This is a genomic window from Okeania sp. SIO3B5 (assembly GCF_010692555.1).
Lineage (GTDB): Bacteria > Cyanobacteriota > Cyanobacteriia > Cyanobacteriales > Microcoleaceae > Okeania.
The window spans coordinates 1-12683 of the sequence record NZ_JAAHHG010000286.1 but is presented as its reverse complement, the minus strand read 5'-3'; the positions used below and the strand labels follow the sequence as shown (position 1 = coordinate 12683).

Below are 12683 nucleotides of genomic sequence, written 5' to 3'. Positions count from 1 at the left end.
CTTTGATATTTAATCAGCAAGCCCTAATTAGGGTTTGCTGAAAAAGTCTTTTTTCGTAGGGGTAGGAGACAGGATACAGGAGACAGGAGACAGGAGTTATATCATGTCCGGATAATTAGTGATAAAAAAACCTTTTCTCTTCTCACCTTTTCTTTCCTTCTACCTCCTGCCTCCTGCCTTCTGCCTTACCTCCTCCAAAGTGTAAGTATTCAACCGGACATGATATTAGGGGAATGAGCGAGGAGGTAGGAGCGGGCGTTTTGTCCCAAGATTATTCTGCCCAACTATGCGCCTAAAATACGCTCCATGCATGAGCATGAAGAGCTGAAAACCAGACACTTTTTTCGACCCAAAAAAGGTTAAATCCTTTATATGTCAATGCTTTTAGATTTATTCAACAAGCCCTAATTACCTGAAATCCTAACTATAATAGTCTCAACTGCTATAGACGGGGATGAACAGCACCTAGCAAGGGAGCAAGATGCTCCCACTGCTTTTGTCCTTGAGCAAAATAATTAAAATAGACATCTCCACTCAAAAATTTTAGGGACAAATAAACTTCCACTAAATCAAATGAAACAACTAATAAGTTTAATGGCAATTATTCCAGCTTTTTTGGAAATTTGTCTTTATCGGGTAGCATCAAAACCTGAAGAAGTGAATCTTCCACAAATTCAGGCAGCTTCTATTTCTACTATTAAATATAATCCCACTGTGGAGGCGATCGCCAAACCTCTGACTGTGAGATTATTAGGAGAAAATATTGCTGGTTCGGGAGTGATTATTTCTCGGAAAGGAACTGAGTATTTTGTTCTAACTTGCGCTCATGTACTTGATTCAAATCAAGAAAATAAATTGGCAGTTTTAACTGTAGATGGAAAGGAATATTCTGCTCAGAAAGATACTAGATTTAATTTTAGAGAACTTGATTTAGCAATAGTTAAATTTTCCACAAATCATGAGTATCAAGTTGCTGTTGTTAATGTTAATTGGAACTTGAGTTTAGGAGAGCAAGTTTATGTGGCTGGATTTCCTAACTATGAAAAGAAAGCAATAAATTTAGTTCCTACTATAGATTTAGGAATTAAACCATATAATTTAACTAAGGGTAAAGTTATTCATCTACTTAATTTATCCTTGGAGAGAGGTTATAAAATTGGTATGAGTAATGAAATTGAAATTGGGATGAGTGGAGGGCCAGTTTTGAATCAAAATGGTGAGTTAGTTGGAATTATTGGCCGGGCAAAATATGCTTTTGGTGGCTTTGATGCTTATCGATTTTCTGATGGTAGTCAACCATCGGAAGAGTTACTGGATGAATTGGTTGGTGCTAGCTGGGCAATTCCTATTACTAAGTTGAATCAACAGGATGGTTTTTCAGAGATCGTCAAGACGAATATTAATAATTTTGGAGTAGGGAGTAGGGAGGAGTCAAGTAGTGGACTGTTTCACCTAAAATAGTGCATTAGATTCAATTCAAAAGTCAAAAGTCAAAAGTCAAAAGTAAGAATTTTCAAGTTCAAAGCTAATGCACAGTTTTAGATGTGTCAGTCTAGTAGCGCGTCAAGCTTGAAATAGTGTTTTAGGAAAATTCTCCAAACCTTAGTCAGGGCAAGAATTATACTCAAAAATTTAATACACCATTTTCAGCTTGACACGCCACTACTGGACTGGATAGATAACAAGAAAAAAATATTTACCCGTCAATTGTACCACATTAATCACCGAATATACGGGTGCATCTCATAGCAAGCAACAATACTTTTTTCCTATATATTCCCTGTTCCCTGTTCCCTGTTCCCTGTTCCCTGTTCCCTGTTCCCTGTTCCCTGTTCCCTAAAAGCAATAACTTTTTGGCTTTATTCACGAATTGAGATGCACCCGAATATACTGTAATGATTTGAGATGTTTTTGACACAATTTTTTTTGAATAGGTGTAAAAAAATATGATTAAAATAAGACATATATTTACTGCCTCTATGACTGGATTTATTGTCAGTCTTGGTAGTGGGGTAGATGCAGTTCCTAGAAAATTAACAGTAGAAGAAATTAATTCTATAGCAAAACAAACTACTGTTCTAATTGCTCCTAAATTAACGAAAGAAGAAGTCGATGATTTGTTAGCTAGAAAACCTGTGAAAAAATGGACGGTAGGTTCTGGGGTAATTATTGCCAAAAAAGGTAAAAAATATTATGTTTTGACAGTAACTCATAACTTTAGTCAAAAACATATAGCTGAAGATACAGATTACGGTATAGTAACAAGCTACAGAGACAAGCGAGAAGTTCATCGGATTACAGCAATAAATGATGGTAAGGAATGTAATGATGACTTTTTCAGAAGAATAAAAAATCAAAGATTAGAAGCTGCTTTGATAAGATTTGGTTGTTTTGAAAGTCAAAAAATAAATGGTTATGACTTAGCAATAGTTAGTTTTGAAAGTGAAAAAAATTATCCTGTTGCTTCCTTAGGAGATGCTAATCAATTAAAAGAGGGAGATAAAGTTTATATTTCTGGTTGGCCGAAAATTGAAGCGGAACCGAAACTCAAACCTGATGGAACTCCACAATTAGATTCAGAAAGAAAAATAATTTGTAAAGATCCTGCACCTGAAAGGCAAAGGCGTCTTGCATGGGGAAAATTACAAGCTTCTACTGCTGTTACTGAACAGGATAATGGCTATAGCTTATATTATACAGATCATACTCGTCCTGGTATGAGTGGCGGTCCTGTGTTTAATAGTGATGGTAAAGTAGTTGGAATTCACGGACGAGGTTCGGCAAATAAACTTATTTGTGGACAAATATATCAACCAATATCTAATAATAATTCTACCTCAAAAGATTCATTACAAGCAGAAAATAATTGGCAGTATTCTAGTGCATTTGAATATCAAAATACTTTGGCACAAAATCAAAAACAGAACGAACAAAATGATTGGCAACCGTTTCCCGGATTTGAGTCTCAAAATGACTCAGAAAAGGATTTCAATAACAATCAAAATAATTCAGATTTATTAGATCGGGATAATAATTCAACCTTAAAAAGAATGTACAGTAGTGCCCAAAATGTTGATTATTCTCGACAATTAATTACACAGGTGGGCATAAATTTATCTTTTAAATTAGAAGCTCCTTCAAAAAGTCTAATTGAATCAGAAATAAAACAAGTTCCTGATATTCCAACTTCTCCTGAAAGTGGCATCGGCAAAAAGTCTGAATTTATCGACCCAAATGAAGCAAATGAGGGCGGTTTTGAAGATCCTTATGATACGATAAAAAATATCTATAAACTGTTTGATTTTTCTCTCAAAAAGCGTATTCGGGATGAAGGAAATATATTATAGATAACTGTAGCATCAGAAAATATAAAGTGCATTGAATGGTAAAAATAATGTAGTAGGTGTAACTAGGAAAAATGCTATTTTTAAAAAAAAAACTAAACAATTATCTATATTTCTGGGTGGAATTTTCCTCAGTTGTCTAACATCAACTCCTGTTATGGCTCAACTTTCTCTAGCAGAAATTAATTCGATCGCTCGACAAACAACTGTATTAATTGCTCCGGCATTAACCCCTGAATTACGACAAGACTTAGAAGAAAATCGTAATAACCCATTACAAAAATCAGGGATTTGGAATCCAGGTTCAGGAGTAATTATTGCTAAAACAGGAAATAAATATTATGTCTTAACTGTAGCTCATAATTTTATACAAAGACACCTTGATAGTAAACAGTATTGGCAGCAGTTGGGAGGTATTCCTTATTATGGAATTAGAACTTATGATGGGAAAGTTCATATTGTTAAAAACGTTAATGACCATCGGGGGTGTCCTCTAAAAGGTAATCCTAAATTAACAATATTGGTGAGATTTGGCTGTCGCGATCGCTTTATTGCAGGTACGGATATAGTTGACCGCAGCATTGGAACAGATCGAATAAGAGGTATAGATTTGGCGATCGTCACCTTTGAAAGCACAAACAGTTATATAGTTGCTCCTCTAGGAGACCCTAATCAGGTCAAGATCGATGATAGAGTATATATTTCCGGTTGGCCTGATCCAGAAAGAGAGCAAGACCCGCAGACAGGTAGATGTCGTAACAGAGTAGCTCGCAGACAACGCCGTTTAGCTTGGGGTTCAGTGAGGGGAAAGATTAACCCTACTCCTAAACACCTGGGTTATAGTATTTTTTACACTGATGAAACTGCTGCTGGTATGAGTGGAGGACCTGTGTTTGATAGTAATGGTCGTGTTGTTGGCAGTCATGGATTAGGTAGTCAGAGTAAACCTTTATGTGGCGGGAGTATTGAGGCAGGAGGTGAATCTGATTCTGATAATGTTTCGAGTGGTGAGAGTCTTGATTTTAATAAGTTACAAAAGCGGTATAGCAGTGGGCAAAATGTTAATTATTTTGAGGGTTTGGTCAAAGAGTTGAATTTTGATTTGGCTTTCAGACGAGAGCTACTTAGACCTGAAGTTATCAAAGCTGGTATCACATATAAAAATCTAGAAGTTGCTAGTCGTAGTGGTCAAGTAGAATTTGACGCAAATGAGGATGTGTTTAATGACCCTAATGATGTCGTTGATGATATTTATAAACTGTATACGTTTGAGTTGGAGAATATGATTAGGGATGAACCTTCTGGTGGTCGTGAGAGTTTATTGTTAGATTGAGTGTAATATCATGTCCGGTGTGCGATTCGTTTGGCCTAAGTAAACCAAGGGGTTTACGTTCAGCCAGCCCTATAAAAGGGTAACTCTGATAAACATGGAGGTTAAATTCCTTCCCACGCGGATACCGTGTGACTCCCTAGTCCCAGGATTCGGACACTAGCAATGTCAGTCTCTCGGTGCATGGCCTAAAAGTAGAGTAAGGGTAATGTTATCCCAACCCTGTGCGAGGGAAGTTGGCAATGGTTATCGAGAGCGAGAATCTAGTACATCAACTACAATTTAGAGACCTTCTAAAGTTAGGACAGATCAAAAGCTTAAAACTCAGACAACACAATATTTTTCCTTCTTCCTTCTTCTTTCTTCCTTCTTCTTTCTTCCTTCTTCCTTCTTTCTTCTTCCTTCTTCCTTCTTTCTTCTTCCTTCTGCGATGGTATTAACACTTTACACAATCTTCATATTTCAGAAATAATCAGTAATTTATTGTAATACCTACAGCAAGGTCTGTACAGCAGTTTATAGTAGTATTTATTCAGTTTTAAATTATCAAGATTTGGTAAAGACGGCATCAACCCTCTAGACAAATCTGTGATAAATTTGCAATTCTTGATTTATATAGGTCTACTAATATCATGTCCGGTTGAACAGTTATAAATGAGTCAACCCACCCCTCGCCCCTCCCCCTCCCAGGAAGGGAAGTCAGGAATCAGGAAAAAAGAAAGAAGAAGAAAGCGAAAGTTTTTTTTATAACAATTATCCGCACATGATATAAGAAATCGATCAAACCCTTAAATAAAAGAAAACTTTAATGATAACTGCAAAAAAACTATTTTTAACTACGGTTGGAACAGCCATTATCGCCTTATCAACAGGGATAGTAGAAGCTGCTACAACTCAGAAAATTGTTGAAACTCATTCTTTCTTGGGCCAAAACAATTCTTTTCAGGTTGACTTTGATGAATATTCTGATGAAACATATATTACAGAGACAACTCTAGACCTGTCACCAAGTCCAAATGCTTCCTTTGATTTGGATAACAGATTTTTCTCCCCAGGAGAATTAGGATTTGCTTCTCAGGTAAGTAATACTAATAATACTAATAATTATTCTATTAGCAATTTATTCGTTAGCAATAATCAAAAGGTATTAACTTCTTCTTTTGCCAGGGAAACATTTAGTGCAAATAATCTATTCAATTTTGGAATTAACATAGACTTTTTTGTTAATAGCTTTTTGCTATTCAATTGCATAATGCTGATGTTAATTTTGCTTGTCCAGATATTACCTTATTTGTACATTTAAACGACCGCCAGTCTACTGCAGGAACTTTTATCAGTTATCAGTACCTCTGCCTGTTTGCGCAGCATGACCTAGGAAAGTTAAAGGCTTGAAATGTCGATTGGATATGGCGAAGCCAAGGGGAGGCCGAGGCTTGAGACCTTATTTTTTTGTCATGTAATTAGGGTTTGTGTGAAAAAAAAGAGAGCGATCGCTCTCCATCTCTAAATTAATATCATGTTTGGATAAGCGGTTTTAACCAGAGGTAATTATCCATTATCCATTAATGAACTTATGCCTTTATTTTCTTATAACTTAACTCCTCGAATTGAATAATCTAATAATTCTATTGGATGCATTAAAATCATTTTCTTTCCTTGCAATTCTAAATGTTTTTTAATCTGCAAAGAACATCCAGGATTAGCAGAAGCAATTAATTCTGCACCTGTATTCAACAAATTTTCTACTTTTTGTTGCCCCAACTCATCAGCTATTTCCGGTTGCAACATATTATAAACTCCAGCACTGCCACAGCACAAAGAAGCATCTATTGGTTCGCGCAACTTCACTCCAGGAATTCTTTGTAATAGTTCTCGGGGTTGCAAACTAATTTTTTGACCGTGTAATAAATGACAAGCATCTTGATAAACTATGGTCAATTCTTCCTCTTCAGTTAAAGGAGAAAGTTTAGCTGTCACTCCCACATTTGCTAAAAATTCTTGCACATCTTTAACATTATCAGAAAACTCTTTTGCCTTCTCAGAATATTCTGAATCATCTTGGAGAATATTGCCGTATTCTTTCAGAGTATGACCGCAACCTGCAGCATTAATAATAATGGCATCAACGCCAGTATTAGCAAAACTATCTATCATTTGTTTTGCCAAAGTATGAGCTTGTTTTGTTTGCCCTTGATGTTCTGGCAAAGCAGCACAACAACCTTGACTTTTAGGAATCACAACTTCGCAACCATTTGCAGTTAAAACTCTAATTGTTGCCTGATTAACTGGTGAGAAAAATATTCTTTGTACACAACCTAAAATCAAACCGACTCGATAACGTTTTTCTCCTTGAGCAGGTATAACCGTAGGATAATTATCCTGGAAAGAAGCAGCAGTAATTTCTGGTAAAATAGATTCCATTGCTGCTAATCTGGGGGAGATTTTTTTCAGTAGTTCAGTAGCACGAATAAATTTCTGGAATCCTAATTTTTGATACGCTAATAGAGGGATGAGTAATGGTCGTAATCTCTGAGGATAAGGGAAAATATTAAAGATGAGATTGCGAATGAATTTGTCAGGTAAAGAACGTTTAATATTTCGTTCTACTTGCGGACGAGTTGCAGCGATTAATTTGTCATATTTAACATTAGACGGGCAAGTAGTTACACAGGCAAGACAACCTAAGCAAGTATCAAAATGTTCAGAGGTAGTTTTATTGAGCGGTATTTCTCCTTTGTTAATAGCATCCATAGCATAAATTCTACCCCTGGGAGAATCCATTTCTTTACCAATTACCCTATAACTCGGACAGGTTGACAAACAAAATCCACAATGAACGCAAGCATCAATTAGTTCGGGTGATGGGGGTTTTTGAGAGTCAAAACTAGGGTTATCTGTTAAAGATTTTAAATGTGGATTTTGCTGTAAAAAGTTGCTTTCTTTGGCAGGAATTGCTCGATCATTTTGGGTGTTTATGTCTTTTATCTGCATATCTTATGCTCAAATATTTGTTGATACTAACTTTAACTGATCGTGCTATATATAAATCTATTTGTCAATGAATAAATATAGCGCGTAGCGCTAGGGAACAGGGAATAGCTAACTGTAAAAGGGTTTTGCCTGCGGAATACGTCAGGAAACAGAATTGAAAAATGTCTTAACCAATTCTTGTAGTACTATATAGACCTATTTATTTGTAATACCAACCAAGAGTTTGATTCTCAAGACATAGGTATAGACAAGATTATTGACATCCTCCCGAGGCTGCTCTACGAGACAGCGCGGGATTCTCTAGCATCGCTGTTATATCATGTCCGGTTGAATACTTACACTTTGGAGGAGGTAAGGCAGCGGGAGCTGGAGGCAGGAGGCAGAAGGAAAGAAGAGGTTAGAAGGGAAAAAGTTTTTTATCACTGATTATCCGGACATGATATTAGGGGCTTTCTGCTGCCTCTTGACAGAGGAACTGCGCTAACATAGCACCCGCCCTCCGAGATTTACTCTCTTCGGATCTTACAGTCGCTCCACAGACAAGCTAGCGCGGTCTTGGGGGTTTCCCCCATGAGCGACTGGCGCTGACACTGCGAGTCCCGCAGCCTTCGAGCGTGGGCGTTCCCTCTCTTAGTCAGCATTCCGCAAGCGAGCTGGCGTCGTCGCGGGGTCTGATATCATGTCCGGTAGCATCGGAGCGTGTATAAAATTAAGGTGACACTCTTGAGAAAACCTTCTGCCTCCTGCCTCCTGCCTCCTGCCTTCGGACAACCATTGTCTAACTATTCAACCGGACATGATATGACCGCTTGCGTCTAGCCTCTTCCAGAGGAGCTTTCCTATGGTCATGCTGCGCAAACGCTAACGCCGACGCGGGTTCCCATCCGCAAAATGTTTATACTTGCGTTTATGTCGCGATCATGGTGACTACCACAAATTGGACAATCCTACTCTCTGATATTGAGTGGATACGTTTTTCTACTATGTGACCGCAACTAGAGCAACGTTTGGAACTGGGAAAAAAATAATCAATCTTGATTAATTGACGACCATACCATTCAGCTTTGTACTTTAATTGCCTGACTAATTCTCCCCAATTGGCATCTGATATTGCTCTAGCTAATTTGTGGTCTCTTGGTGCGCGTTCCCTCTCTTGGTCAGCATTCCGGAAGCGAGCTGGCATCGTCGTGGGGTCGCACCGCTTTTCAAATTGATGAACCACATCTTTACAAGCAAAGCCTTGTAGGGAAGTTCTATGGAACGTCCCTACTGTGGTCTACCCAAATGAAAACTGCTACAGGAGGAGAAACTTTTTCGATGGCTAATTAAGCGGAGATGATATCAAGCTATCTAATTTTATATTTGCTTTATATTTTTCCTATTTTTTCGGTCAAAAAAACTGTATTAAAAGATACAAATTGTCTGGATTGTATTTTTTCTTAATATCAACAAAATTCTCTTGACACTAGGATAGATCGGTGAGTAGGATGAGTTTGTTAGATTTAATTCAACGTGACAAAGATCCGTCCCCAGCGGTATGTTAGCTAACCACAACCCACCCCAATCCCCTCCCGGGAGGGGAGCTAGAGGGGTGGGTGCCGACCAAGGATTTTATGAGTTTAGACGACAGCTAGAATATAAGTGCCAATGGTACGGTAGTAAGCTAGCCGTAGTTGACAGGTTTTTTCCATCTTCTAAGACTTGCGCCTCTTTCAGAGGAGCTGCGCTATCAAACTGCGGTCATGTTCAAGATATGCCGTTAAATAATCGAACTTATGACTGCCCTGATTGTGGGATATCTATAGACCGGGATTTAAACGCAAGTATTAATTGAAGAAAGCGAGTGCTAATTGATGAGGAAACCTCAGAATGTAAGACGCACTCAAGAAATGCGGTCTGCTTGACCGTTGATGCCTGTGGACGGAGTACTGCCGACAGTGACCGTAGAAGCAGGAAGTAAACATTAAAATGTCGCTATATGACGTTTTATGTTGGTTTTATATTGGTTTTATTAAGCAGAATAGTCAAATTATGTCCAACAACATTATTTTTCCCAGCGATCGCGTATACAAATTTCTCAGGGTAGAAGAATATTTTGACCGCTATAAAGAGTGGGATCAACTGGGATCGGTAGAAAGTCATTCCTTCAATGGGGATAAAAAGACTTTAAGCCTGAAATTCAAGAAGGCCAATGGCAGCGATTGCCTGATGTTGATCGAAGTCATTCAGAACGATACATTGCGGGTGCGCTTTAACCCCACCAAATCAACCGAGGCCCAATACAGCAGTTTCAGTCACTTGCTGGAACACCGCAACTTCGAGGCGGACAAGGAAACCAGGCAACAATATATCTTCGATCTAGATTATAAAGAAGACAACGGCCAGATCGTCTTGACAACGAAGTCGGGATCTAACTCCATCGTGATGAAAGTGGTTGTCACCTTGACTCCCTTTGGAATCAATGTCTTCAACAACTCCCCATCCAATTCGGAATATGCAGAAATTCCAGTATGGCAAACCGCAGACACGCCAATTTACTATACTCCCCATTCAATAGACCCCAATAACCCAGAGGATTATGCCATCATCCAAGCGGTGAAGAAGCCTGCCAATGGTAAATATATTGGGTTTGGCGAACAGGGAGGAACCAAACTCAGCAAAAATTGTGACCAGTTGAATTATTTCAACTTCGATAATATGCGGTATCGACAGGTCTATAATCGTGGACCTTTAGATAACCGTGAGCCTCTTTACCACTCGGAGCCTTTCTTTTACGAGTTCAATGGCATTCCCGGCAGCAAGAACGTCAATGCGGTACTCCTGGACAACCCCTCTCAAGTATTCATTGATATTGGCTATAGCAATTCCGGTCGCTATCTGTTAGGCACCCGCTTTGGGGACATGGACTACTATGTCTTCTTGGGAGAAGACCCGAAGAGCATCTTGGATAGCTTTACCGCAATTGTAGGCCGCGCCGAGTTGAAACCACGTTACGCTCTGGGATATCACCAAGGTTGCTATGGGTACGAATGTGCGGCCGACCTCAAGTGGGCTGTGGAAAAATATCGGCAGTATCAAATTCCCCTTGATGGTCTAGCGGTGGATGTGGACATTCAAGAAAACTACCGGACTTTCACCATCAAGCCAAATTACCAAACGAATAAGAACGCGCCCTACGAGCAAACCTTCGGCAGTCATAAGGAGATGTTCAGTTGGTTGCGATCGCAAGGTGTTAAGTGCAGCACCAACATCACCCCTGTTATCAGTAGCCAAGATAAAGATAACCCAGGTTACTACTCAACCTACAAAGAGGGATTAGAGAAAGGCTACTTTATCACAGACCAGCGGTACGATGCGGACAATCCCGACAGCAAATATTACCAACTGTGGGGTCTCTATGGTCCTGGTACAGTAGGCTGTCCCAATAATGGCTGGGTTGAAGGTGACAGTTACAACAGCGGCCAAGCTTACATCGGTGAAGTGTACTACGGACCAGATGCCAATGGCAACGATATGGGAAGCCCTGGTCACTACTCAGATTTTGCCCGTCCAGAAGTCCGTGAATGGTGGGGCAAGCAATATACATATCTGTTCGATCAGGGACTAGAATTTGTCTGGCAGGATATGACCACTCCGGCGATCCGTCAAAACCGTGGAGATATGAAGGGCTTACCATTTAAACTGCTGGTGAACAGCGACTTTGAAGGAACAGTGGAGTTGAAGCCAGCCCTCAATGTCTGGAACCTGTACTCCTACAATTTGCACAAAGCCACCTACGAAGGACTCAATAAACTACCCGGACGGGAGAACACCCGTAACTTTATCATCGGACGTGGTAGCTATGTTGGTTCTCACCGATATGCAGGGTTGTGGACTGGGGATAACTCTTCGGACTGGGATTTCCTCCAGATGAATATTTCCCAAGTCCTGTCTCTAGGTATGCACGCCTTGGCAGTGACAGGTCAAGATATCGGCGGCTTTGAAGAGGCAGCTTATGATAGCGGCAAGTGGGCAAATCCAGAACTGCTGATTCGCTGGACTGGTGCAGGGGCTTTCTTACCCTGGTTCCGTAATCACTACGTTCGTAAAGGGCGCAAAGAGTTCCAAGAACCATTCCAGTATGTAGAGTGGTTTTATAACTATAAGGGCGGCAATATCCCAGAACCCCAAGATTTGTACCGCATGGTTCCCGACATTTGTCGGCATTACATTACATTGCGCTACCGACTGATGCAGTTGTTCTATGATGCCTTGTTTGAGAACACCCTGGATGGAATGCCTATCTGTCGTCCTTTATTCCTCAACGATCCCCAAGATGAATCTCTCTACAATGATAAAGACCAATTCCTGAACAACCAATTCTTTGTCCGCAAGGATCTGCTCATTGCTCCAGTGTTGCGCCCTCAATATGAAGACAACAACAATGGTAGACGGGATGTCTATCTGCCCAAAGGTAGCAACTGGTATTGCTTTGTGGACAACGTTATGCCTCTTGGTGCTGCTACAGAAGGGGGTACAACGATACGGGATTTTGATGCCAACATCAATGTCAATGGCGATCACATTCACTTTATCGTTCCGATCTACGTCCGGGCAGGGGCAATTATTCCGACTATCGAAGTGGAACAATATGTGGGACAGTTGAATGCAGAAAGTAAGCCCAATCCTATTACCCTGAATGTCTATCCAGGGGAGCAAGGGGAATACAGTATGTATTTGGATGATGGGGTGAGTCGTTCTTCTGCTCCTAAAGCAGATGTGGACGATCCCAACGCCAACGACGAATATCGTGAGACCAAGATTACTCACAGCTACACCAGCGAAAAGAGGCGGGAAATTAAAGTGGAGCGCATCCATGACGGATATACGCCACCTTTCGAGAAGTATTTCTTCGTGGCAGTATTGCACGATCCAAGTGAGCAGCGGGGTGCTACTGGTCCTTTGAAGGGCATTACTATTAATGGTCAATATATGGGAGCGTTATCCGGAGAAACTCCAGAACATGCGCCACAAAATTG

7 protein-coding genes and 2 pseudogenes are annotated in these 12683 nt (G+C 39.9%); 6 read left to right on the top strand and 3 right to left on the bottom strand.

Going from position 1 to position 12683, the window contains the following annotated elements:
• The first annotated feature begins 573 nt into the window (after positions 1-573).
• From F6K54_RS28540 to F6K54_RS28530, 3 genes are all read left to right on the top strand, one after another.
• Positions 574-1461 carry a serine protease gene (locus tag F6K54_RS28540; protein WP_293085229.1) on the top strand — a complete coding sequence of 296 codons (888 nt, stop codon included), beginning with the start codon at positions 574-576 and terminating at the stop codon, positions 1459-1461.
• Between the two features lie 485 nt (positions 1462-1946).
• Positions 1947-3347: a serine protease gene (locus F6K54_RS28535; RefSeq protein ID WP_293085226.1), complete on the top strand. Its 1401-nt coding sequence runs from the start codon at positions 1947-1949 to the stop codon at positions 3345-3347.
• Positions 3348-3378: 31 nt separating this feature from the next.
• A complete protein-coding gene (locus F6K54_RS28530; RefSeq protein ID WP_293085224.1) occupies positions 3379-4677 on the top strand; it encodes a serine protease in 1299 nt (432 codons plus the stop codon).
• Between the two features lie 314 nt (positions 4678-4991).
• Here the strand turns inward: F6K54_RS28530 and F6K54_RS28525 are convergent, their stop codons facing one another.
• Positions 4992-5117 (bottom strand): hypothetical protein, encoded by a 126-nt coding sequence (locus F6K54_RS28525; RefSeq protein ID WP_293085221.1) that lies wholly within the window; start codon positions 5115-5117, stop codon positions 4992-4994.
• Positions 5118-5482: 365 nt separating this feature from the next.
• Here F6K54_RS28525 and F6K54_RS28520 point away from each other — a divergent pair, with 365 nt between their 5' ends.
• A complete protein-coding gene (locus F6K54_RS28520) occupies positions 5483-5977 on the top strand; it encodes a hypothetical protein (RefSeq protein ID WP_293085220.1) in 495 nt (164 codons plus the stop codon).
• 284 nt (positions 5978-6261) lie between these two features.
• Here F6K54_RS28520 and F6K54_RS28515 read toward each other — a convergent pair whose 3' ends face one another.
• Both F6K54_RS28515 and F6K54_RS28510 read right to left on the bottom strand, forming a co-directional pair.
• Positions 6262-7665, bottom strand: a complete 1404-nt coding sequence (locus F6K54_RS28515; protein ID WP_293085217.1) for a (Fe-S)-binding protein — start codon at positions 7663-7665, stop codon at positions 6262-6264.
• A gap of 845 nt (positions 7666-8510) precedes the next feature.
• Positions 8511-8800: pseudogene (locus F6K54_RS28510) on the bottom strand (RNA-guided endonuclease TnpB family protein); the annotation flags it as partial.
• A gap of 396 nt (positions 8801-9196) precedes the next feature.
• Here F6K54_RS28510 and F6K54_RS28505 point away from each other — a divergent pair.
• Together F6K54_RS28505 and F6K54_RS28500 are read left to right on the top strand one after the other, a co-directional pair.
• Positions 9197-9499, top strand: a pseudogene (locus F6K54_RS28505) (RNA-guided endonuclease InsQ/TnpB family protein); the annotation flags it as partial.
• Positions 9500-9696: 197 nt separating this feature from the next.
• A partial coding sequence (locus F6K54_RS28500) for a TIM-barrel domain-containing protein (protein ID WP_293085215.1) occupies positions 9697-12683 on the top strand: 2987 nt, incomplete at its 3' end.

Coding starts and splice junctions, on each gene's coding strand:
- F6K54_RS28540 (WP_293085229.1), top strand. CDS start 574: ATGAAACAACTAATAAGTTTAATGGCAATTATTCCAGCTTTTTTGGAA.
- F6K54_RS28535 (WP_293085226.1), top strand. CDS start 1,947: ATGATTAAAATAAGACATATATTTACTGCCTCTATGACTGGATTTATT.
- F6K54_RS28520 (WP_293085220.1), top strand. CDS start 5,483: ATGATAACTGCAAAAAAACTATTTTTAACTACGGTTGGAACAGCCATT.
- F6K54_RS28515 (WP_293085217.1), bottom strand. CDS start 7,665: ATGCAGATAAAAGACATAAACACCCAAAATGATCGAGCAATTCCTGCC.